The organism is Paraburkholderia fungorum, from assembly GCF_003610895.1.
GTDB classification, from domain to species: domain Bacteria; phylum Pseudomonadota; class Gammaproteobacteria; order Burkholderiales; family Burkholderiaceae; genus Paraburkholderia; species Paraburkholderia fungorum_B.
The window spans coordinates 87,305-109,695 of the sequence record NZ_MCAS01000010.1; the positions used below are offsets into that span (position 1 = coordinate 87,305).

A 22,391-nucleotide genomic window follows, 5' to 3' on the forward strand; every position below is an offset into this window, starting at 1 on the left:
TCGCATCTGATTTCTCGTCAGTGAGTTTCGGTGACTTTGTTGAGATGGCGCGGCGCGTCAGGATTGCGCCCGCGAGCGGCGGCAAGGCCGGCGGCCATCACATAAAAGGACAGGATCGCGGCGATCGGATCGAGCGCCGCATGATCGGTAGTGGCAAGCGGTAGCGTGGCTTCGGGCACGTCGTCCGGCGCGGCGAGCAATACGCGGGCGCCGCGCGCCTGCATGTCGCGCGCGAGTTGCAGCAGACCGGCCTGTTCGGGGCCACGCGGTGCGAAGACCAGCAGCGGATAGTCGCGGTCGATCAACTCCATCGGACCATGCCGCACTTCCGCGCTCGAAAACGCTTCGGCCTGAATGCCGGAGGTTTCCTTCAGTTTCAGCGCGGCTTCCTGCGCGATCGCGAGACCCAGACCGCGGCCGATCACGATCATGCGTTCGATGCCGCGCAGTTCGTCCACCGCTTTCGACCAGTCGAGTTTGCCCGCGTGCTGGAGCGCTGCGGGCAGTGTGTTCAACGCGCCGAGCAGCGCGTCGTCCTTTTGCCAGTGAGCGACCAGTTGCGCGGAGATCGACAGCATGGCGATGTAGCTCTTGGTCGCCGCGACGCTCAGTTCGGGGCCGGCCACGAGCGGCAGGTGAAACTCGCAGGCGTCGGCCAACGGCGAGTTCGGCGCATTCACGGCAGCAACCGTCAACGCACCGGCCTTGCGCAACGCTTCCATCGTACCGACCAGATCCGGGCTCTTGCCTGATTGCGAGAACGCCAGCGCGAGCTGATCACGCACTTGCAGCGGCGCTTGCTGGAGCGTCGCGACCGACATCGGCAGCGAGGCGACCGGCACGCCGAGGCGGCTCATCGTCAGGCTTGCGAAGTAACTCGCCGCATGGTCCGAGCTGCCGCGCGCGACCGTCAGTGCGACATGGCGCGGCTGCTGGGCGAGCTTCGCCGCCAGCGCCTCGACGCGCGATGGTTCCGCGAGTTGCGCGGCGACCGTTTCAGCGGACGCCAGCGCCTCTTTAAGCATATTCGACAATTGATTCTCCTTCGACGTATGTCGCGGTCAACGCCAGTTCACGATCGAACACGACCACATCGGCCCACGCGCCGCGAGCGATGCGGCCGCGGTCTTCGATGCCTAGGTAGTCGGCGGCGTAGCGTGACAGACGGTTTGAAACATCGGCGATCGGCAAGCCGATCGAGACGAGATTGCGCAGCGCCTGATCCATCGTCAGGGTGCTGCCGGCGAGCGTGCCGTCGGCGAGACGCACACCGCCGAGGCACTTCGTCACATGCTGGCTGCCGAGGCGGTATTCGCCGTCGGGCATGCCGGTCGCCGAGGTGCTGTCCGTCACCACGTAGAGGCGCGGAATCGCGCGCAACGCGGCGCGGATCGCGCCCGGATGAACGTGCAGCAGGTCGGGAATGATTTCGGCGAATTCGGCGTGCGCAAGCGCGGCGCCGACAAGGCCAGGATTGCGGTGATGCAGCGGCGACATCGCGTTGAACAGATGCGTGAAACCGCACGCGCCGTGCTTGAGCGCGGCGACGGCGTCATCGTAGGTGCCGAGCGAATGGCCGAGCTGCACGCGCACGCCACGCGCCGCCATTTCGGAGATGATCTCCATATGGCCGGCGATTTCCGGCGCCAGCGTGACCACACGAATCGGCGCGATCGACAGATACTTCAGCACTTCGTCCATCACCGCCGATACGGCGGCGTCCGGCTGCGCGCCGAGCTTGCCCGGGTTGATATACGGACCTTCCAGATGGACGCCGAGCACGCGCGCGCCGCCCGGTGTGCGAATCCGCGCGTTGTTGCCGAGCCCAGCGACGACATTCATCAGCTCGTCGCGCGGCGCCGTCATCGTGGTGGCGAGCAGACTGGTCGTGCCGTAACGCGCATGCGTGCGAGTGATGGTTTCGATCGCGTCGCCGCCTTCCATCACGTCGGACCCGCCGCCCCCGTGCACGTGCAGATCGATGAAGCCAGGCAGGATGTAGGGCGCGTCGTTCTTCGCCGGATCGGCACGTTCGCCGGTCAGCGCCGTGATGCGGCCGTTTTCGTATTCGAGCGTGCCGTGAATCCACCCATCGGTGGTGAGTATGTTTCCGGTCAGCATGAGTCTCTCTGGTGAGGCGTAATGCGGGGTGCGGCTGAAATACGCTCGATGGCGCCGCACGTGACAGCGAGCTGCGCGGCCTCGCTCAGGTGCGCCAGGCGGGCACATCGATCAGGTGCGCAATTCAGCGACAAAGTCGTAGTAATCGTCGCGGCAATAGGTGTCGGTCAGTTCGATCGCACGCTGGTCCGCGCTATACCCGATACGGGTAATGACCAGCAGCGCCGAGCGCGGTTCGATATCCATCAACGAGGCAATCTCGCTCGAAGCGTTGACCGCGCGAAAGTGCTGCAAGGCGCGCACGACAGCAGCGCCGCGTTGTTCGAGATAGCTGTAAAGCGACACGCCGATGGCCTGCGGATCGGGCACGATCGCCGCGGGCAGCGCCGAATGCTCAACCGCCATGACGATGCCGTCCGCGCGCCGCAGGCGCCGCAGGCTCGCCACCGCCGCGCCGGGCGACAGACCGAGGTGCACCAGTTCATCACGGTTGGCGGCGCGGATATCGCGCTCGAGCCACACCGAATCTGGCCGGAAGCCGCGTTGCTGCATCTTCTTCGTGAAACCGGTGAGCCGCGACAGCGGGTCCTCCACACGCGGCGTAATGAAGCTGCCCGCGCCACGCGCGCGCCGGATCAAGCCTTGTTCAACCAGCAGCTCGATCGCCTTGCGCGCGGTGATGCGCGACACGCCGATCGCATCGGACAGCGTGCGCTCCGAAGGCAGCGCTTCACCCGCCGACCACACGCCGCAGTGGATCGCCGTCGCCAGATTGCGCGCGAGCTGCAGATAGAGCGGCGTGACGTTGCGAGCGTCAGGCATCAGTGCGGACCAGCGAGTTTCCATGGGGCTCCGGCGGTCGTCTCGAAGAATGCGGCCTACGAAAATGAGAGCCCATTATATAACCAACATAATACCAGTCAATCAACTGGTCTCATGCTGGTATAGTTTTCCGGAAAGCCTTGCTGGGTAAGCGTTAGAAGGGAGTTTGGGTGCTGCGAAGGGCCGTTTACAGGGATCGGGATTTACCCGTATTGGAGATACCGGACGGCGTCAGGGCGGTCCACATGGGCTCTATCGGGTCAATGGGATACGCAGAAATCGATACCTTTCTGATACCACTTTGAGGTGCCCTCGAGCCACGCGCTTTTTTAATGAGATGTCATCCAATATAGTGCTGGATGGAAAGCCACAAAAATTCCCCGGGGAGCAGCATTTGACAGATTCCGAGGCGCTGCGGCGCGCTCAGGCCGTCCGGCATTTCAACCGCTTCTATACTCAGCACATCGGCGCGCTGCATGAGCATTTGGCAAAGAGCGCCTTCTCGCTGACAGAAGTACGCGTTCTGCATGAACTGTCTCGCGAGCGCGCGCAGACGGCTTCGGTGCTCGGGCGCAATCTCGGCCTCGACAGCGGTTACCTCAGCCGCCTCCTGACCAGCTTCGAACGACGCAATCTGATTACGCGGCGCCCGTCCGACACGGACGCTCGCCAGTCGCTGATCGCGCTCACCGACCACGGTCACGCGGCCTACGCGCCGCTCGATACCGCGGCGATCGAAGAAGTATCGGCACTGCTGAACAGCTTGACGGCGCTCTCCCAGGATCAACTGATTACCGCGATGAAGGTGATCGAGCGGCTGCTCGGCAGCAAGCCGAAGCACGAACTCGTGATCCTCCGGCAGCCCCGCGCCGGCGACTGCAGCTGGCTCGTGCATCGGCAGGCGCAGTGGTTCAGCGCGCAATACGGTTGGGATCAATCGTTCGAGGGCTTGCTCTCGCGCATCGTCGCCGATTACACGCAACGCCGCGATTCTGTGCGCGAAATGTGCTGGGTCGCCGATCAGGACGGCATGGTGGTCGGCTCGGCGTGCATCGTCGGAATCTCGGCGACGGTGGCGGGTGTGCGGCTCTTGTGGGTCGAACCGGACGTGCAGCGTCTTGGTATCGGCACGCAATTAATGAGCGAATGCATGCGGTTCGCCCGGCGCGCGGGGTACACCAAACTCACGCTGACCACGGCCAGCATCCTTGAAGAACCGAGGCGGCTATGCGAGCGCGCCGGCTTCCAGCTTGCCTGCACGACGGCTGAGCGCCGTTTCGGCAAGGATCTGGTGATCGAGCGATGGGAGTTGGATCTGTAGCCTCGCCGGCCTATGCGCGACACAAAAAAACGCCACGGTTTTTGCGACCGTGGCGTTTTTGTTTTCCAGCGTAGGCTGAAGGCTGCCGCTTAGAACGACGGCACCACCGAACCCTTGAACTGCGTCTTGATGAACTGACGCACGTCTTCCGACTGGTACGCCGCGACCAGCTTCTTGACCCACGGCTTGTCCTTGTCCTGCGCGCGCACGGCGATCAGGTTCGCGTACGGGCTGCGGATGTCTTCGAGCGCGATCGCGTCTTTGGTCGGCTGCAGACCGGCTGCCAGCGCGAAGTTCGTGTTGATCGCGGCAGCGTCGACATCCGACAGCGAGCGCGGCAGTTGTGCCGCGTCGAGCTCAACCAGCTTGATCTTCTTCGGATTCTCAGCGACGTCGAGCGGCGTGGCGTTATTGCCGTTCGTACCCGCGCCTGCCTTCAGCTTGATCACGCCTTGCGCCTGCAACAGCAGCAGCGCGCGGTTCTCATTCGACGGATCGTTCGGCACCGCGATCTTCGCGCCTTGCGCCAGATCCTTCAGCGATTTCAGCTTCTTCGAATAGATGCCGAGCGGCGAAATGTACGTGAGGCCGGCATTGACGATCTTGTAGCCGCGCTGTTTGACCTGGCTGTCGAGGTACGGCTGGTGCTGGAAGCTGTTGGCGTCCAGATCGCCTGCGTCGAGCGCGGCGTTCGGCTGCACGTAGTCGTTGAATTCGACGACCTTCACGTTCAGGCCTTCGCGCTTCGCCACTTTCGTGACCACTTCCCAGATTTGCGCATCCGGACCGCCAATGGTGCCGACCTTGATGACCTTGTCGTCAGCGTGTGCGCCGAGGCTGGTGACGATCGCCGCACCGGCGACCACGGCCGAGAGGGCTTTGAGGATGTTTCTGCGCTGCATGTGATTCTCGCTTTTTCTGATCGATGTCAGATTCGGGTGGAAGCCGGCGGCAGCGCTGCTGCGCTGATGTGCTCCGGCAGTGCACCGCCAACTGGACCGTAAATGGTCTCATATGCCCGGCGAGATGGGAAATATCACGATCGCATATCCTTATGCGTCTTGCGCGGCGGCGTTCACGCGAAATGCGCTGACTGTGTCGCGCAAACGCCCCGCCTGATCCTGTAATGACGCAGCAGCAGCCGCGGCCTGTTCGACCAGCGCCGCATTCTGCTGGGTCACTTCGTCCATCTGCGTAACCGCGCGGCCCACTTGCGAAATGCCGCTGCTCTGCTCCTCGGACGCCGCCGCAATCTCGCCCATGATGTCGGTGACGCGCTGCACCGCCTGCAGAATTTCGCCCATCGTCATGCCGGCCTGCTGGACCAGTGTCGAGCCGTTATGCACGCGCTCCACCGAGGCGCCGATCAACTGCTTGATCTCCTTGGCCGCCGTTGCCGAGCGCTGCGCGAGGCTGCGCACTTCCCCGGCGACAACCGCAAAACCGCGGCCTTGCTCGCCCGCGCGCGCGGCTTCGACCGCCGCGTTCAGCGCCAGAATATTGGTCTGAAACGCGATGCCTTCAATCACGCCGATGATGTCGGCGATCTGCCGCGAACTGTCGTTGATCTCACCCATGGTGCCGATCACGCGACTCACCACATCGTTGCCGCGCGTCGCGATTTCCGACGCACTGTGCGCGAGACCGCTTGCCTGGCGCGCGTTGTCCGCGTTCTGCTTGACTGTCGCGGTGAGCTCTTCCATGCTCGCCGCAGTCTCCTGCAGCGAGGCCGCCTGCTGTTCGGTGCGCTGCGACAGATCGCCATTGCCGGCGGCGATCTGCTGGGTCGCCGAGGCAATCGATTCCGCCGAGTGGCGAATTTCGCCGATGGTCCGCTGCAAACGGTTCTGCATTTCGTGCATGGCCGCCATCATGCTGGTCTTGTCTTGCGCACGAACGTAGACCTCCTGCGTGAGATCGCCCTTGGCGATGCTCGCGGCCAAGCGCGCCGCCTGATCCGGCTCACCGCCCAGACTCGCGCGCACGTTGCGGATGATCAGCACCATTGCCAGCGAAATGATCGCGCCGATCACCAGTACAACGAACAGATGACCCAGCAGCGTTTCATAGTAGACCGTGTCGATGTCCTTGATGAACACGCCACTCGTGATGTTCCAGTCCCATGGCGCGAAACGCACCACGTAGCTGATTTTCGGCACGGCGGTTTCACTGTGCGGCAAGCGTCCACGATATTCCGCAAAGCCCTTGCCGCTCGCCTTGGCTGCGTCGACGATCGTCACATACAGCAGCTTGCCGTCCGGGTCCTTGAAGTCGCCCACCGGCTTGCCGGTCATCTGCGGCAGCGTCGGGTGCATCAGCACGACCGGCTTCGAGTCCATCACGAACAGATAGCCGGATTCGCCGTAGCGCATCGTGGCGAGCCGGGCGAGCGCTTCGCGCTGTGCGTCGGCCTCGCTCATCTTGCCGCTCTGCGAAAGCGCGTAGTAGCCGTTCACGACGCCCTGCGCCGCCTCGACGAGGTTCACCATGCCCGCCTTGCGCTCGGCCAGCATCGTGCTGCGCGTTTCGACCGCGCTCCATAGCCCGACGCCCAGCAGCCCCAGCCAGACGAGCGCAAGCGACAGCCATAGTTTGCGATTCAAACTCATCCTGCTCATTGTTGTGATCTCTCTCGTGTAATTCGTGTTCTGTTTGCGGACCGGTGTCGCCTCTGTCTCGCGCGATGCGAGCGCGCTGAAGGCCTGACGCGCAAACGATTGCCACAGGTATATCGGCATGTCAGCCGCTCAACTTGAGGCAAGCTGTAAGGAAGCGATGGCAGGGAGAAAGCAACATGAGCCGGCATTGACGGTGCGCAACGAATCGCCCGGTGACGGATAAAATCGAAGGTCATTGCCCGCGAACGCATGCGGCCCAGCCATTCGCCTACGAGAACCCTCATGTACGTCATCAATCTCATCTACACCGCATCGCTCGAAAGCGTCGACGACGCACTCGAAGCGCATCGTGCGTTTCTGACAAAGCACTTCGAATCGGGGGTGTTCGTGGCCGCCGGACCGAAAATACCGCGCGACGGCGGCATCATTCTGGCGGTGCGCATCGGGCGCGATGAGCTGGATGAGATTCTCGCCAGCGACCCGTTTGCCGAGCAGAAGCTCGCGCGTTACGAGGTGACGGAGTTCAGGGCGACGCGCATGGCGCCAGGAATGAATTTGCCGATGCCGGCTTGAGGACTACTGCGAAGGAATTTGAATACGGGCGCACGGCAGATGCACGCGCCCGTCTGCATCAGGCCATCAATCGAGCAGCAGCTTGATATCGTGCACCCAGGGCGTAGCGCCCTGACCGTCGCGCGCGAACAGACGCAGCTTGCCGTCAGTGTCGAACACATAGCTCGCCGCCGTGTGGTCCATCGTGTAGCTATCCGGCGTCTTGCCCGGCACTTTCGCGTAGTAGACGCGGAAGTCTTTCGTGATCTTGGTAAGTTGCGCCTGGTCCGCCGGACGCAAGCCGACGAACGTCGGATTGAACGCCGGAACGTATTGCGCGAGCAGAGCCGGCGTGTCGCGGTCCGGATCGACGGTGACGAACAGCACCTGCACACGCTTCGCGTCTTCCGGGCCGAGCTGCTGAAGTGCTTGCGACAGCTCAGCCATCGTGGTCGGGCAGACGTCCGGGCAGTGCGTGTAGCCGAAGAACAGCACCACCACCTTGCCCTTGTAATCCGCCATCGTGCGGATCTTGCCGGACGTGTCGGGCAGCGAGAAGTCGCTGCCGAATTGCGTGTTGCCGGTGATGTCCAGGTTCTGGAACGCCGGCGGCTGCTTGCCGCAGCCCGCCACCAGCAACGCGCCACCAAGTGCGCAGGCGATCAGGGTGACACGCGCGGCGGCACGCGCCTTGCGCACAAAGCTTTGTTTAAGCATGGGTGTTACGCGCCGATCACGACGCGCGCATAGTGGTCGATCAACAGCGCGGCGAACAGCACCGACAGATAGACGATCGAATAACGGAAAGTCTTGCGCGCCAGATCATCGGAATATTCCCGGTAGATCTTCCACGCATACGCGAGGAACACGGCGCCGAGCAACACGGCCGCCGTGAGGTACACCACGCCGCTCATGCCGGAGATGAACGGCATCATCGTGACCGCGAACAGGATCACGGTGTACAGCAGAATATGCAGACGCGTGTACTTTTCGCCGTGCGTGTTCGGCAGCATCGGCAGGCCGGCGTTTTCGTAGTCTTTGCGGCGATACAGTGCGAGCGCCCAGAAATGCGGCGGCGTCCACACGAAAATGATCAGCACGAGAATCCATGCGTCGCCCGGCACGTGCCCGGTGACGGCGGCCCAGCCGAGTGCCGGCGGCATTGCGCCAGACGCGCCGCCGATCACGATGTTCTGCGGCGTAGCCGGTTTGAGCAGCAGCGTATAGATGACCGCATAGCCAACGAAGGTGGCGAGCGTGAGCCACATGGTCAGCGGATTGGCGAATGTGTAGAGCGTCCACATGCCGAGGCCGCCGAGCACGGCCGAAAACAGCAGGATCTGCGTGGTGGTGATTTCGCCCCGCGCGGACGGCCGCCAGGATGTGCGGCGCATCTTCGCGTCGATCTTCTGTTCGACGAGGCAATTGATGGCGAACGCCGCACCCGCCAGCAGCCAGATGCCGACAGTGCCGCCGATCAGAACGGTCCACGGCACCATGCCGGGGGTCGACAGAAACATGCCGATGACTGCGCAGAACACAGCAAGCTGCGTGACGCGCGGCTTGGTCAGGGCAATGTACTGGGAGACCCGGCTACCGGGTGTTTGGGAGAGAGTTGTGCTGTCCATGTGGGGTCACGCTGGCGCGGCATCGCGCGCAGGCAACACGGCGCGGCCGGGACGGCTATAAGCGATCCGAAAGTTTAACATAACGAGCAAAAGCAGCAGGATTGCGGCCCCCCCGTTATGCGCGACAGCAATGGGCAACGGCCATTGCAGGACAATGTTCGACAAACCGGTCATGAACTGGATCAGCACCACCAGCAACACGCCGTTGGCCGGGCGCCGCAGCGACTCGAAACGGCGCAGCTTCAGCGCCAGCCACGCCAGGTATGCGACCACGACAATCGCGAAGGTGCGATGGGTCCAGTGGATCGCGACCAGCGCATCTTGCGTGATCATGTCGCCGTCGCCGGTCATGCCGAGTGCACGCCACAAATGGAAGCCGTGCGCGAAGTCCATCGGCGGAACCCATTGGCCGTTGCAGGTCGGGAAGTCGGTGCAGGCGAGCACTGCGTAGTTGGTGCTCACCCAGCCGCCCAACGCGATCTGCACGACCAGCAGCACTAGACCGGCGATTGCGGCCGCACGCCAGCGCGCGGCCTCGGGTTCATAGGCCGGCAGCGGCGTTTGGCGTGCGGCCAGCCAGCCGAGCGTGCCGAGCAACGCGAGGCCGAGCAGCAAATGGGTTGTCACGATGATCGGTTGCAACTTCATGGTCACCGTCCACGCGCCGAAGGCGCCCTGCACGAGAATCAGCAGCAACAGCGAAGTCGGCCACCACGGCGACACATGCAGCGGACGGCGCTTGATGCGCGCCGTCCAGGCGATCAAGGTTTGCGCGATGATCAGCACGCCGATCGCCATCGCGAAGTAACGGTGGATCATCTCGATCCAGGCCTTGGTCATGCTGACGGGGCCGGTCGGCATCAATTGATGCGCGGCGGTGATCGCGGCGTGCGCGATGAACGGCGACGACGTGCCATAGCACCCCGGCCAGTCCGGGCAGCCGAGACCGGAGTCGGTGAGGCGCGTGAAGCCGCCGAACATCACGAGGTCAAGCGTCAGGAAAGTGGTGAGCCACACCAGCTTGCGGAATTTGTTGTCGTCGGCCTTAACCCACACATAGGACAGCGGCAACAACGCGATACACAAGCCGATCAGGGCCAATTGCAGTACGAACATCTTTCTTACCCTGGTTGCGGCGTCAGCCGATCCTCGACCATTTGAGCAGCTTGGTCAGATCACCCTTGATCTTGCTGGGGTTCGGATCTTTCGGAAAACGCATCATCAGATTGCCATTCGGATCGACCAGGTAGATGTGGTCGGTGAGCTGGGTGCCGGTGTCGGCCGGCAGCCATGCGGACACCTGCGCCGGGTTGGCGATCAGCATGTCGGTGTCGGGATAGGCCTTTTGTATCACGTCGGACACGTTGCCTGCATCGGTGCGCAGCCACACTTCAACGACGCGCTCACGTTCCGGGCCCTGAGCTGCGCGGATTTGTCGCATGAAGTACAGCTTGGTGGCGCAAGCTTTGTCGCACGCGCTGTTGTCGACGGAGATCATCAGCCAGTGGCCGCGTAGCGACGCGAGCTTGAGCGGCTTGCCGTCTTCACCCGTCACGACGATCGATTCGGGAATCGGCCGCTGCGGTTCGATCAGCGTGCCGTAGTTCGTGCTGCCGCCTGCCGGCTTGACCACGTAATAGACGAAGTACGACACGGCTATCGGTGCGGCGCAGATAACCGCCAGCAACAGCAGCATCCAGCGGCCACGCTTCCACGATCCCACGCCATTGGGTTGACCTGCCATCACTTTCGGAGCTGCGGGTTTGCCGGCTTGCGGCGAACGGGGAGATTGCGTCGACACTACAGGACCTCTTTCAGAAATAGCGCGGCTTCGGGGCCCTTGTTCGGGGTACGGGAAACCACAGGCAATGCATTACACGCTCTGCGCGTGCTCTTTCTTTGCGGCACGGCGCGCGGCGTACAGGCCGAAAACGAAGGCCGCGGCCGCCATGCCCCACCACTGGAACATGTAGCCATAGTTGCGTTCAACACCGCTCGTCGGCGCCGGCCAGTCGCGCACCAGCTTGTCGCCGTCGTCGCTCAACTGCTGGATCACGAACGATTGCAACGGCAGACCGGTTTCCGCAGCGTAGGCCGCCGTATCCAGATTCTGGCGGATCATCTGATGCGCGGCCGAGCCGCCCTGCCCCAACTCGAAAGCACGCGAGGCGTCGGCACGCGCAATGCCTTCGATTTCGATCTCGCCTTGCGGCGTGGTGTACGGCGCGATGGTTTCGCGATTGCTGGTGTTGCGCGGCAGCCAGCCGCGATTGACCAGCACATACCCGCCGCCGGTCAGTTTAAAAGGCATCACGACATAAAAGCCCGGCTGATCGTTATACGGGCGATTGTCCAGATAGACGACTTTGTCCGCGACGAAACTGCCACGCGCTTTCACGCGATGAAATTCGATGTCCTTCAGTTCGACCGGCGTAGCACTGACCGGCAGAGCCGGCGCGTCTTCGAACTGCGTGATCTGCGCTTCGAGCGCTTCCTTCTGGTGGGCGCGGTCGCGCTGCCAGAAACCGAGCCGCACCGTCACCACGATAACCAGCAGAATCAACAGCGCAGGAACCAGGCGGAACTTCATCAGACGCACTCCGCCGTCTCTTGCGGCCTCGCCTGGAAGCTGCGGCAGACGCCAGCGCGCGGTGCGATAATAAACGTCTTGCCTCTGCGCTTTCTGGTTTCAGTTGGTTCCATGCACATTCTCGTTCCCATCGCCTTTGTCCTGATCATCGCCAGCATGGTGTCGGCGCTGTATTTCATGATGCATGACAAGGGCAAAACCAAGCGGATGGTTTGGTCACTCGCCACACGGGTGGGCCTATCGATCTCGCTGTTCCTGTTCATCCTGTTCGCTCACTGGATGGGCTGGATTCAGTCGACCGGTATTCCTTACGGACGTTGAGTCCGCCGGAAAGCGCATCAGTTACCAGACACACCAAACAAAACGCCGCCCTGACAGGGTCGAGGGCGGCGCTGCATAACTTGCGTACTGCTCGTGCGCCACGCCCCTGAAAAGCGCTGCGCGAATGGCCTGCACGCATTCCGGAAACCGGCTGGTTTCCGGTACGCAGGCAGGCCAGACTGCGTTACAGCCAGTACACGACGACGTACAGCCCAAGCCACACGACGTCCACAAAGTGCCAGTACCACGCGGCGCCTTCGAATGCAAAGTGATGTTCCGCCGTGAAGTGGCCGCGAATCATCCGCACCAGCACCACAGCCAGCATCGTGCCGCCCAGGAACACGTGGAAACCGTGGAAGCCTGTGAGCAGGAAGAACGTCGAACCATAGACCCCCGAGGACAGCGTCAGGTTCAGTTCGTTATACGCGTGGAAATACTCGAAACCTTGCAGGAACAGGAAGCAGACGCCCAGCACCAGGGTGGCCGCCAGCCAGATGATCGCTTTCTTGCGGTGATCTTCACGCAGCGCGTGGTGCGAAACCGTCAACGTCGCGCCGGACGACAGCAGCAACGCCGTGTTGATGGTCGGCACCGGCCACGGTTGCATCGACTTGAAGGTCGAGACCAGCGCTGCCGGACCGTTGTTCGGCCACACCGCCGAGAAATCCGGCCAGATCAGCTTGTAGTCGAGACTGCCGAGCTGATGCAGCGCGATTTCGCGTGCATAGAACAGCGCACCGAAGAACGCGCCAAAGAACATGACTTCGGAGAAGATGAACCAGCTCATGCTCCAGCGGTACGACTTGTCGACGTTCTTGCCGTACATGCCGCCCTCGGATTCCGCGATCGCGTCGCCGAACCAGTGCCACAACGTATACAGCAGCCACAGCAGGCCGACGACGACGCCGAGCGGTGCCAATTCGTGGTCGTTGATCCAGGCCGCAAGCGATCCGAGCATGACCAGCAACCCGACAGCGGCGCTGATCGGATGCCGCGACGGATGCGGTACGAAATAGTACGGGCTCTCGTTTTGACCGCTCATTCTTGATTCTCCACTTCAGTCCAGTTGTTCCGGAATCTCCGGCTGTATCTTCGGCGGCGCGTCGATACCGCACCGCTTCACTCTAATTCGTGGGCTCTGCTGCGCCCCGTACTACGCGTGAGCCCGGAGGCCTCAGCCCACCACCGCCCGCACGATCAGGATCAGCACGCCGATAAAAATGGCCGCGCTGATCAAGGCCGCCACGATCACATGCAGCGGGTTCAGCTGCGTGGCATCCGCTTCCAGATCACGACGCTTGCGCACCCCGAAAAACGACCAGAACACGGCTTTCATCGACTGGCCGAAACTGCTCTTGCGTGGGGTGCCGCTGTTATCGCTCATTACGTCTTCTTCCTTCGCCCGCGGCACAAACCGTCAGGCGGGATTGGCGGTGGTTGCCGCCGTATTGGCCGTGGGTGACGTGCTTGTGGCCGTCGCCGCTGCCGGCGTATTCAATTCGAAGAACGTGTACGACAACGTGATCGTTTTCACATCCTTCGGCAACTTCGGATCGACCACGAACACCACTGGCAGCCGCTTCGTCTGATTCGCCGTCAAAGTCTGCTGCGTAAAGCAAAAACACTCGATCTTCTTGAAGTACTCGGTGGCCTGCTTCGGCGCGTAGCTCGGAATGGCTTGCGCCTGAATCGTGCGCGCCTGTTCGTTGCTGACCTCGTACATCACGGTCGTCACCTCGCCCGGATGCACGTCGAGACTACGTTGCTCCGGCTTGAAACCCAGCGGGCCGCGCGCGTTCGCATCGAACTCGATCGAAATCGTGCGGCTCATGTCGACCTGCGTATTCTTCGCCTCACGCACCGTTGCATCACGCTGCACGAGGTTGTTGATGCCGGTGATCTGGCAGATCGCCCGATACATCGGCACCAGCGCAAAACCGAAACCGAACATCATCAACGCGACGATGAACAGCTTGATCAGCATCGAACGGTTAAAAGAGCGATCGGCCTGAGCCGGCGGTTGCGTCGACATCTCAATCCTCAACAGACCTGCAAATCAGACCTGGACCGCCGCGTCAGGCGAACCAGCACTGCTTGATGATGACGCTCGCGAAAAAGACCGCGGCGATGGCAAGCATCACAAAACCTATCCGCCGGTTGCCCGCGCGAATCTGCTCGGGTGTACGCCTTTCTTGAGGATTGCGCGTCATGCTCGACTTTCTGAATACTTTCGTAACTACAGGGTGCCGCCACCGCTCGCGTGGCTGCCCGGTTCGGACGGCGGCTTATCCACTTCTGTGCCGCTGCCTGAACCGGCAACCTCGCTGAACCGCTATTACTCGACGGTCGGCGGGTGTTCGAACGTGTGGAACGGAGCCGGGCTCGGCACGGTCCATTCGAGGCCCGTTGCGCCGTCCCACGGCTTGTCGCTCGCTTTTTCGAGTTCGCCACCGCCGCGGTAGGCAGGCAGTGCAACGGCGAACAGGAAGTACACCTGCGCCAGACCGAAGCCGAACGCGCCGATCGAGATGACCTGGTTCCAGTCCGTGAACTGTGCCGGGTAGTCAGCGTAACGACGCGGCATGCCTGCGAGACCCACGAAGTGCATCGGCAGGAACGCGAGGTTGAAGAAGAACATCGACGCCCAGAAGTGGATCTTGCCGCGCGTTTCGTTGTACATCCAGCCGGTCCACTTCGGCGCCCAGTAGTACCACCCGGAGAACAGCGCGAACAGTGAACCCGCCACTAGCACGTAGTGGAAGTGCGCCACCACGAAATAGGTACCGTGATACTGGATGTCGAGCGGCGCCATTGCCAGCATCAGGCCCGACAGGCCGCCGAACGTGAACACGATCAGGAAGCCGACCGCGAACAGCATGGGCGTTTCGAAGGACAGCGAACCGCGCCACATGGTCGCGACCCAGTTGAACACCTTCACACCCGTCGGCACGGCGATCAGCATCGTCGCGTACATGAAGAACAGCTGGCCCGTCACCGGCATGCCGGTTGCGAACATGTGGTGCGCCCAGACCATGAACGACAGAATCGCGATCGACGAGGTGGCGTACACCATCGAGCTATAGCCGAACAGCGGCTTGCGCGAGAACGCCGGGATCACCTGCGACACGATCCCGAACGCCGGCAAGATCATGATGTACACCTCGGGATGCCCGAAGAACCAGAAAATATGCTGGTACATCACCGGGTCGCCGCCGCCTGCCGCATTGAAGAACGACGTACCGAAGTGGCGATCGAACAGCACCATGGTGATCGCGCCCGCCAGAACCGGCATCACGGCGATCAGCAGGTACGCGGTGATCAGCCACGTCCAGACGAACATCGGCATCTTCATCAGCGTGAGGCCTGGCGCGCGCATGTTCAGGATCGTCACAACGATGTTGATCCCGCCCATGATCGACGAAGCACCCATCAAGTGGACCGCGAAAATCGCGAAGTCCATGCCCGGGCCCATCTGCGTCGACAGCGGCGCGTACAGCGTCCAGCCCGCGGCGGTCGCGCCGCCCGGTGCGAAGAACGAACCGACCAGCAGCACCGCGGCCACCGGCAGCAGCCAGAAGCTGAAGTTGTTCATCCGCGCAAAAGCCATGTCCGATGCGCCGATCTGCAGCGGCACCATCCAGTTCGCGAAGCCCACGAAGGCCGGCATGATCGCGCCGAACACCATGATCAGGCCGTGCATGGTGGTCAACTGGTTGAAGAACTCGGGACGCATGATCTGCAGACCCGGCTCGAACAGTTCGGCACGGATCATCAGCGCCATCACGCCCCCGGAGAGGAACATGGTGAACGAGAAGATCAGGTACAGCGTACCGATGTCCTTGTGATTGGTTGCGAACAGCCAACGACGCCAGCCATGCGGCGTTTCGTGGGCATGGTCGCCGTGCACGTGCTCGTGGCCCGCGGTTACATCGTGTCCGATGCTAGACATGACAATCTCCTAATACGAATACTGCGGTGCTGACCATGAACACGTCAGGCAGCCGGGCTGATCTGGACACGCCGGGCTTCTTTCGCATCGCTGCCGCCCGTGATCGTTTCCGGCTTCTTTAAAATAATGTGATCTTCGGCAATGCCGACTGCTTTCAGCGCGTCGCGCACGGCTTCAGCACGGGTCTTCGCGAGCTTCGCGTTGACTTCGGCAGAACCCGTGGCATCGGTAAAGCCCGACAGCGTGAACTTTGCGTCCGGGTGCGCTTTCGCGTAGGCCGCGGCCGCGTCGACCGCTGCTTTCGCGTCGGCCGGCAACGTGCTCTTGCCCGTGTCGAAGTAGATGCTCGCCGGCAGTGTTGCCGTGGTGTCCGAGGCAGCCGAAGCGGCTTCTGCACCCGAGGCGGCCGCCGCACCCGAAGCTGCGGCATCCGCGCCGCTAGCGGCAGCGCCTGCGTCGGCCAGATGGTTGCCGCCTTCCGGCAGCTTGCCATTGCGGGCATCGGCAACCTGCTTCGGCTGGAGAATGTCGCCGGTGTGGTTGCCCCACGAGTTACGTTCGTACGTGATGACCGAAGCGATTTCGACGTCGTTCAGCGTCGGCGCCCACGAAGGCATCGCGTTCTTGCCCTTCAGCACCAGGCTCACGTGCTCGGCGATCGGGCCATTGGCGATCTTGCTGCCGTCCAGCGCCGGAAACACGCCCGCGCCCTTGCCGGTCGGCTGGTGGCAGACTGCGCAGTTCGCTGCATACACCTTGCCGCCGCGCTCCATCAGCTCGGCCATCGTGTAAGTCTTGTTCGGGTCGTCCTGGCTGGCGGCCATTTTCTGCTTCTGCGTATCGACCCACTTCGCGTAGTCGTCCGCCGACAGGACTTCGACCACGACCGGCATGAACGCGTGTTCCTTGCCGCACAGTTCGGTACAGAAGCCACGGAAAGTGCCGGTCTTGTCAGCCTTGAACCACGTGTCGCGCACAAAACCCGGGATCGCATCCTGCTTCACGCCGAACGCCGGCACGTACCAGGAGTGGACCACGTCGTTCGCGGTGGTGATGATGCGGATTTTCTTGTCGACCGGGACGACGAGCGGATTGTCGACTTCCTGCAGATACGTGGTGGAAATCGGCATGCGGCCATCGGTTTCCGCACGCGGCGTGGCCAGCGTGGACAGGAAGTTGATGCCCTCACCCGGACCCTTCACGTAGTCGTAGCCCCATTTCCACTGGTAGCCGGTGACCTTGATGGTGAGGTCGGCGTTCGTGGTGTCTTTCATCGCGACGACGGTCTTGGTGGCGGGCAGCGCCATCAACACAACGATGATGAACGGCACGATCGTCCAGATGATTTCGACGGTAGTGCTTTCGTGGAAATTCGAAGCCTTGTGACCTTTCGATTTGCGGTGAGCAAAGATCGAATAGAACATCACGCCGAACACGCCGACGAAGATCACCAGGCAAAGAACCAGCATGAACATGTGGAGGCTGAAGAGCTCCTCAGCGATTTTTGTCGCAGGCGGCTGGAGATTGATCTCGTTGACGGCAGGGCCGCCCGGAACATCGCCCACTGCCAGGGCGGCACCGGCGAAAAGCAGTCCGCTCATCGCCAGCACGCCCATGAGGGCTCGCTTGATTGTTTTCATAGCTTCCTTACCCAAAATTTCCATTCAAACCCTCGACCCCGCTGGCGGGCTGTCTCGCGCTCCCCTTGAACGCCGCGCGTCTCAACACGTCTAACAACGCGTGAGCCACATACGCAATTCGCCTGCGAACTGCGCGCGCCGATACTGCGCGAGATGTTGCCCGATCATGATCGTCTGCCCGCGCGAGACCAGTTTGATCTGGTCACGCGGCGTTGCGCCCGGTTCGATCCGCACCCAGCGCGGATTGAATTCGAACTGCGTGAGCCGCTCGGCGCTGACCTGCTCGATCACGAGCCGGTTCTGAAACAGCCGGACGCGCTCGTAATCGACAGCATGACGCGCATATATGGCAAACGCGATGCCCACCGCCAGCAATTCGATACCGGTGAACGGCAACACCAGCCAGGCGCCGACCAGAACCAGCATGAAAGCAATTGCCAACGAGAACAACGCAAGTGATACGTAGAAACATACAAACTGCCGCGGTGAAATCGAACAGTTGCGTTTCATCGTCCAGTCTTTGAGAACTGGTTCTGAATCCGCCAGCAGATCTGATGCTTCCATCGCTGCCTCCTGCCGATCGTCTCCAATCACCGCTTGCGGCCATTGCTCGCGACCGCTGAACGGCCACTCGATTCCCCGCCGCGCCATGTCATATTGCAGCCCTGTGCCTCGGGCCTGCCGCCCCAAATGTGGGAACTCCGGGCGACAAACTGACGCATTATAGGCGCGATCCATAGCATCCACAAGCAAGCCTCAATCGGCCCACAAGCCAGGTGCGACAAGCCTCCGCGCCGTTTTGACGCAGCTTTCACGCGTCTTTTGAAGCGGTAATTTCAGACATAACAGATGTCCTCTTTACCACTTCGTCTATTCCTCAGCGGCTCCTCGAGGAACCGCGCCCGATATCCTCGATCCGCACGATTCCATGACCTTCAGCCGTGGTACGCGGCACGGCTTTCCAGGCATGGCCGTAGATGACTTCGAAGGTCAACGCGATCGTGCCGTCGGCGCGCCGGCGAGCTTCGAGCGCCGCCAGCAAAGCCTTGTGCAGCCTGCGCGCGACGGCATTCGAAGCGGCCTCGCGCTCAAACGGATAGGCGCCCCAGCGGCGCACGTCCGCGAGCAGCGACTCGGGCGACTTATACGTAATAGTGAGGGTTTCCTGGTCCATCACGGGAATCTCGAAACCGCTCTCGACCAGCATATCCCCGAGGTCATGCATGTCGACGAAGTCGATCACATGTTTGCGCGAAGCCACGCCGTGCGCCGCCTCGACCTCGGCGTAGGCGCCGCGCAGCTCCTTCAGCGAATCGGGACCGAGCGTGCTGAACATCAGAAGGCCGTTTACTTTCAGCACGCGTTGCCACTCGGGAAACACGAGGTCGGGCCGCGAGTGCCAGTGCAAGGCGAGATTGGACCAGATGAATTCGAAGGCGCCGGCGGCGAACGGGAGTGCCGAGAAGTCGGCCTGCGCAAAACGCGGGCCGCGAGCACCAAGCGCGCGGCCGAGCGTGGCCGGTAGAAAACGCCGCCAGCTGGTGTCGCCGGAATCGTGACGCAGCGCGCGGCTGAGCATGCCGTGCGACAGGTCGGTGCCGAACACCGGTGCCTCGGGAAAGCGCTCGCGCAATGCGGGAATGTCTTCGCCCGCGCCGCAACCGGCGTCGAGTACGCTCGCAGGCGTAACCTTGATGTAGTCGAGCCGCTCGCGCATGCGCTGCGCGATTTCGCGTGGCAGGAACGCGACATTGTCGAAGGTCGCCGCACGGCGGTCGAAAATCTGCCTGAGGCGCCGGGAATCATAGGCCGGACGGCCAGATTGAGACGTAGTTGGGGGCATGGGTGTCGTACTGGCGTAGAGCACGAAGTATACTCGCTCGCTTCCTTCCATTCAGCGTGAAAGGCCTTGGCGGGCGGTCCAATCATGCCATTCCGAAAAAATTCTGTGTCTCCCGGCAATTCGAGGGCGTCTTTTGCACGATTCACGCGCGGCTTGTATACAGCATGGCCGAAGGTGATGCATGCCGTGCTGCCTAATCTGTGCGCATTGTGCGGCAATTTGTCGCACAAGACGCTTTGCGCCGATTGTGACGAGACCTATTGGAATGAAAGCCGGTTGCGTTGCACGGTGTGTGCGGTTCCTCTATCCGGAATGCGCTGGGCAAGTCACGCACAATATCGTTGTGCCGATTGCATCGCCGAGCCGCCGCCGTTCGAGGCAACCTTTGCGCTCGCCGATTACCGCCGGCCGCTGGACGCCCTGGCGCTCGGCCTGAAGTTCCGCGCCCGGCTGATGCTGGCGCGCGAGTTCGCACAACGCCTTGCGCGGCTCGCGCAGGACACCTGGGTCGACGCGTCCGAAAAACCCGACGTGCTCGCCCCCGTGCCGCTCGCCGGCAAGCGTCTTACCGAGCGCGGCTACAACCAGGCCTGGCAGATCGCAAGACCGCTCGCCCGCGCGCTGAATGTGCGCAGCGACGCCGTCCTGCTGCGTCGCGTGATCCATACTGCGCCGCAATCGCGGCTCGATCTGGACGCGCGCCGGCTGAACGTGGGCCGCGCGTTCGAAGCCGCGAAACCGGTGCAGGGCCTGCATATCGGTATCGTCGACGATGTGATGACGACCGGCGCGACACTCGAGGCTCTCGCGCGTACGCTCAAAGCTGCCGGTGCGCGGCGCGTCACCAACTTCGTCGCGCTGCGCACGCCGAAAAACTAGTCTCTACCTGAAGCCATCATGTTCAATGTCGTTCTTGTCGAACCGGAAATTCCGCCGAACACCGGTAACGTTATCCGCTTGTGCGCCAACACCGGCGCGCGTCTGCATCTGATCGAGCCACTAGGCTTTCCGCTCGACGACGCCAAGTTGCGCCGTGCCGGACTCGATTATCACGAGTATGCGCAGATGAACGTGCATGCCGACTGGGCAGCGTTCGTCGCCAAGGAGACGCCCGATCCAGCGCGGATGTTCGCCTTCACCACGCGTGGCTCGGGCCGGTTTCACGAGCATGCGTTTCAATCCGGCGACTGGTTCGTGTTCGGTGCCGAAACGCGCGGCCTGCCTGACACGGTGCTCGATCAATTCGCCAACGAGCAGCGCGTGCGTCTGCCGATGCGGCCAGGCAACCGCAGTCTGAATCTCTCTAATACAGTCGCCGTGGTCGTGTTCGAAGCGTGGCGTCAGACTGGTTTCGACGGCGGCGCCTGACGGCGCGCCAATTCGGCTTCGTAAAGCGCGAGCATGGCGCCGTCGAAACAGGCGAATATCACGCGTTCGATTTTCGGCGTGCGTGGCAAGGTTTCGAGCACGGTGCTCACGGCAATCTTCACGGCCTCGTCGGCGGGAAAATGGTAGATGCCGCAACTAATCGCGGGAAACGCAATGCTCGTGCAATGCGCCTGATGCGCCACTTCGAGCGCGCGCTGATAGCAGGAGGCGAGAAGATCGGCCTCACCATGCGCGCCGCCCCGCCACACCGGGCCAACCGCGTGAATCACATGCCTGGCCGGCAAGCGGTAGCCGCCGGTGATCTTCGCGTCGCCGGTCGCGCAGCCGTCGAGCGTCTCGCACTCACGCAGCAGTTCCTCACCGGCCGCGCGGTGAATCGCGCCGTCCACGCCGCCACCACCTAGCAACGAGGTATTGGCAGCATTGACGATCGCATCCACGGCCAGTGTCGTGATGTCGACCCGACGCGCTTCCAGGATGCGATTGTGGAAATTGGGCATGAGAACCTCGCTGGTCCGAAGCGTCGATACAACGTGGACAGCGATAGCGGGCAGCCGTTCAGCGCTTTTCGCGCTAAACGGCTGAAATACAAGACTTATTCCGCTTTCGAATCGCGCCGCAGCAGAGCGCTGACGGCGTCACGCGGCGCTACACCGTCGAACAGCACGGCGCAGACTGCCTGAGTGATCGGCATCTCGATCGCGTGAGCGCGAGCAATCGCCAGTACGGCCTGGGCGCAACGCACGCCCTCGGCCACGTGACCGAGCCCACCGAGGATATCGTCGAGTGTACGGCCCGCGGCAAGTTGCAGGCCGACCGTGCGATTGCGCGACAGATCGCCCGTGGCGGTTAGAATCAGATCGCCCAGGCCGGTCAAACCGGTGAACGTTTCCGCCCGCCCGCCGAGCGTCACACCAAGGCGCGACATTTCCGCAAGACCTCGCGTGACTAGCGCCGCGCGCGCATTGAGACCGAGGCCAAGGCCGTCGGCAATGCCCGTGGCGATCGCCAGCACGTTCTTCACCGCGCCCCCCACTTCCACACCGACGATATCGTCGCCGGTATAGATACGCATGGCGCCATGATGGAACGCAGCCACCGTGCGCTCGCGGCACGTCGGTGACGTACTCGCGATCGTCAACGCGACCGGCAAACCCTGCCCGACTTCACGCGCGAAACTCGGCCCCGACAGCACGCCGTTGCTGCCATGTCCGGGCAGTTCAGCCGCGACCACCTGGTGCGGCAACAACTGCGAGTCGGCTTCGAAACCTTTGCACAACCACACTACATGCGCCGGCACTTTGCCCGCGTCGTGCATTGCCCGGAACAGACCCCGCAGACCGGCGACGGGCGTCGCCACGACGCATAACGCGTCCGCGGCGAGCGCGTGTTCGAGCGCTGCGTTCAGATCGGCTTCATAGCGAAGGGACGGCGGCAAAGCAACGCCCGCCAGATAGCGGGCGTTTTCATGCGAAGCGGAGAGATCGGCGATGAGCGCGGGTTCGCGCGCCCACAGCACCGTGTCGTGCCGCGCGGCCAGATGGCCGGCGAGGGCTGTGCCCCATGCACCGGCGCCGAGGACAGCAACCTTCATAGC

25 protein-coding genes are annotated in these 22,391 nt (G+C 62.4%); 5 read left to right on the forward strand and 20 right to left on the reverse strand.

What is annotated here, in order from left to right; all coding sequences use genetic code 11:
• Window positions 1–17: 17 nt before the first annotated feature.
• The 3 genes from BCY88_RS11505 to BCY88_RS11515 form a co-directional block, all read right to left on the reverse strand.
• Window positions 18–1,025: an SIS domain-containing protein gene (locus BCY88_RS11505; RefSeq protein ID WP_120344371.1), complete on the reverse strand. Its 1,008-nt coding sequence runs from the start codon at window positions 1,023–1,025 to the stop codon at window positions 18–20.
• A complete protein-coding gene (gene nagA, locus BCY88_RS11510; protein ID WP_120344372.1) occupies window positions 1,018–2,121 on the reverse strand; it encodes an N-acetylglucosamine-6-phosphate deacetylase in 1,104 nt (367 codons plus the stop codon). The genes BCY88_RS11505 and nagA overlap by 8 nt, the downstream gene beginning before the upstream one ends.
• Before the next feature lie 111 nt (window positions 2,122–2,232).
• The gene (locus BCY88_RS11515; RefSeq protein ID WP_120297531.1) at window positions 2,233–2,967 is read right to left on the reverse strand and encodes a GntR family transcriptional regulator; all 735 of its coding nucleotides are present in this window, start codon (window positions 2,965–2,967) and stop codon (window positions 2,233–2,235) included.
• Between the two features lie 370 nt (window positions 2,968–3,337).
• Here BCY88_RS11515 and BCY88_RS11520 point away from each other — a divergent pair, with 370 nt between their 5' ends.
• Complete coding sequence (locus BCY88_RS11520) at window positions 3,338–4,264, forward strand: bifunctional helix-turn-helix transcriptional regulator/GNAT family N-acetyltransferase (protein ID WP_120344373.1); 927 nt, start codon at window positions 3,338–3,340, stop codon at window positions 4,262–4,264.
• A gap of 89 nt (window positions 4,265–4,353) precedes the next feature.
• On the opposite strand, the gene BCY88_RS11525 is transcribed toward BCY88_RS11520, so the two are convergent.
• Together BCY88_RS11525 and BCY88_RS11530 are read right to left on the reverse strand one after the other, a co-directional pair.
• Window positions 4,354–5,166: a MetQ/NlpA family ABC transporter substrate-binding protein gene (locus BCY88_RS11525; protein WP_120344374.1), complete on the reverse strand. Its 813-nt coding sequence runs from the start codon at window positions 5,164–5,166 to the stop codon at window positions 4,354–4,356.
• Window positions 5,167–5,316: 150 nt separating this feature from the next.
• Window positions 5,317–6,882, reverse strand: a complete 1,566-nt coding sequence (locus BCY88_RS11530; protein WP_120344459.1) for a methyl-accepting chemotaxis protein — start codon at window positions 6,880–6,882, stop codon at window positions 5,317–5,319.
• A 282-nt stretch (window positions 6,883–7,164) separates the two neighbouring features.
• On the opposite strand from BCY88_RS11530, the gene BCY88_RS11535 reads away from it, so the two are divergent.
• Window positions 7,165–7,455 carry a YciI family protein gene (locus BCY88_RS11535; protein WP_120344375.1) on the forward strand — a complete coding sequence of 97 codons (291 nt, stop codon included), beginning with the start codon at window positions 7,165–7,167 and terminating at the stop codon, window positions 7,453–7,455.
• 66 nt (window positions 7,456–7,521) lie between these two features.
• Here BCY88_RS11535 and BCY88_RS11540 read toward each other — a convergent pair whose 3' ends face one another.
• From BCY88_RS11540 to BCY88_RS11560, 5 genes are all read right to left on the reverse strand, one after another.
• The gene (locus BCY88_RS11540; protein WP_120344376.1) at window positions 7,522–8,151 is read right to left on the reverse strand and encodes an SCO family protein; all 630 of its coding nucleotides are present in this window, start codon (window positions 8,149–8,151) and stop codon (window positions 7,522–7,524) included.
• Between the two features lie 5 nt (window positions 8,152–8,156).
• A complete protein-coding gene (cyoE, locus tag BCY88_RS11545) occupies window positions 8,157–9,062 on the reverse strand; it encodes a heme o synthase (protein WP_120344377.1) in 906 nt (301 codons plus the stop codon).
• Window positions 9,063–9,068: 6 nt separating this feature from the next.
• Entirely contained in the window at window positions 9,069–10,178 is a 1,110-nt protein-coding gene (locus tag BCY88_RS11550) for a COX15/CtaA family protein (protein WP_120344378.1), read from the reverse strand.
• 22 nt (window positions 10,179–10,200) lie between these two features.
• Complete coding sequence (locus BCY88_RS11555; protein WP_120344379.1) at window positions 10,201–10,863, reverse strand: SCO family protein; 663 nt, start codon at window positions 10,861–10,863, stop codon at window positions 10,201–10,203.
• A 72-nt stretch (window positions 10,864–10,935) separates the two neighbouring features.
• Window positions 10,936–11,652 carry an SURF1 family protein gene (locus BCY88_RS11560; RefSeq protein WP_120344380.1) on the reverse strand — a complete coding sequence of 239 codons (717 nt, stop codon included), beginning with the start codon at window positions 11,650–11,652 and terminating at the stop codon, window positions 10,936–10,938.
• A 111-nt stretch (window positions 11,653–11,763) separates the two neighbouring features.
• Here BCY88_RS11560 and BCY88_RS11565 point away from each other — a divergent pair, with 111 nt between their 5' ends.
• A complete protein-coding gene (locus tag BCY88_RS11565; RefSeq protein WP_007179452.1) occupies window positions 11,764–11,973 on the forward strand; it encodes a twin transmembrane helix small protein in 210 nt (69 codons plus the stop codon).
• Between the two features lie 184 nt (window positions 11,974–12,157).
• Here the strand turns inward: BCY88_RS11565 and BCY88_RS11570 are convergent, their stop codons facing one another.
• The 8 genes from BCY88_RS11570 to BCY88_RS11600 all read right to left on the reverse strand — a co-directional run bounded on the left by BCY88_RS11570 (window position 12,158) and on the right by BCY88_RS11600 (window position 19,405).
• Window positions 12,158–13,015, reverse strand: coding sequence for a cytochrome c oxidase subunit 3 (locus BCY88_RS11570; protein ID WP_120344381.1), 858 nt, complete (start codon window positions 13,013–13,015; stop codon window positions 12,158–12,160).
• Window positions 13,016–13,147: 132 nt separating this feature from the next.
• Window positions 13,148–13,357 carry a DUF2970 domain-containing protein gene (locus BCY88_RS11575; protein ID WP_120344382.1) on the reverse strand — a complete coding sequence of 70 codons (210 nt, stop codon included), beginning with the start codon at window positions 13,355–13,357 and terminating at the stop codon, window positions 13,148–13,150.
• Between the two features lie 33 nt (window positions 13,358–13,390).
• The gene (locus BCY88_RS11580; RefSeq protein WP_120344383.1) at window positions 13,391–14,005 is read right to left on the reverse strand and encodes a cytochrome c oxidase assembly protein; all 615 of its coding nucleotides are present in this window, start codon (window positions 14,003–14,005) and stop codon (window positions 13,391–13,393) included.
• A gap of 43 nt (window positions 14,006–14,048) precedes the next feature.
• The gene (locus BCY88_RS40090) at window positions 14,049–14,183 is read right to left on the reverse strand and encodes a cytochrome oxidase small assembly protein (protein ID WP_217482061.1); all 135 of its coding nucleotides are present in this window, start codon (window positions 14,181–14,183) and stop codon (window positions 14,049–14,051) included.
• A gap of 125 nt (window positions 14,184–14,308) precedes the next feature.
• Window positions 14,309–15,922 (reverse strand): cytochrome c oxidase subunit I, encoded by a 1,614-nt coding sequence (gene ctaD / locus BCY88_RS11585; RefSeq protein ID WP_120344384.1) that lies wholly within the window; start codon window positions 15,920–15,922, stop codon window positions 14,309–14,311.
• Between the two features lie 44 nt (window positions 15,923–15,966).
• Window positions 15,967–17,586: a cytochrome c oxidase subunit II gene (gene coxB, locus BCY88_RS11590; RefSeq protein WP_120344385.1), complete on the reverse strand. Its 1,620-nt coding sequence runs from the start codon at window positions 17,584–17,586 to the stop codon at window positions 15,967–15,969.
• 66 nt (window positions 17,587–17,652) lie between these two features.
• The gene (locus tag BCY88_RS11595) at window positions 17,653–18,126 is read right to left on the reverse strand and encodes a DUF2244 domain-containing protein (protein WP_063494650.1); all 474 of its coding nucleotides are present in this window, start codon (window positions 18,124–18,126) and stop codon (window positions 17,653–17,655) included.
• Between the two features lie 313 nt (window positions 18,127–18,439).
• Complete coding sequence (locus BCY88_RS11600) at window positions 18,440–19,405, reverse strand: methyltransferase domain-containing protein (protein ID WP_120344460.1); 966 nt, start codon at window positions 19,403–19,405, stop codon at window positions 18,440–18,442.
• 84 nt (window positions 19,406–19,489) lie between these two features.
• Here BCY88_RS11600 and BCY88_RS11605 point away from each other — a divergent pair, with 84 nt between their 5' ends.
• Together BCY88_RS11605 and trmL are read left to right on the forward strand one after the other, a co-directional pair.
• Entirely contained in the window at window positions 19,490–20,284 is a 795-nt protein-coding gene (locus BCY88_RS11605; protein ID WP_120344386.1) for a ComF family protein, read from the forward strand.
• 18 nt (window positions 20,285–20,302) lie between these two features.
• A complete protein-coding gene (gene trmL / locus BCY88_RS11610; protein WP_054035748.1) occupies window positions 20,303–20,773 on the forward strand; it encodes a tRNA (uridine(34)/cytosine(34)/5-carboxymethylaminomethyluridine(34)-2'-O)-methyltransferase TrmL in 471 nt (156 codons plus the stop codon).
• On the opposite strand, the gene BCY88_RS11615 is transcribed toward trmL, so the two are convergent.
• A complete protein-coding gene (locus tag BCY88_RS11615) occupies window positions 20,746–21,294 on the reverse strand; it encodes an O-acetyl-ADP-ribose deacetylase (protein ID WP_120344387.1) in 549 nt (182 codons plus the stop codon). The two genes, trmL and BCY88_RS11615, sit on opposite strands and share 28 nt — an antisense overlap.
• 95 nt (window positions 21,295–21,389) lie before the next feature.
• On the reverse strand, window positions 21,390–22,388 hold the full coding sequence (locus BCY88_RS11620; protein WP_120344388.1) for an NAD(P)H-dependent glycerol-3-phosphate dehydrogenase: 999 nt from the start codon (window positions 22,386–22,388) through the stop codon (window positions 21,390–21,392).
• Window positions 22,389–22,391: the final 3 nt, after the last annotated feature.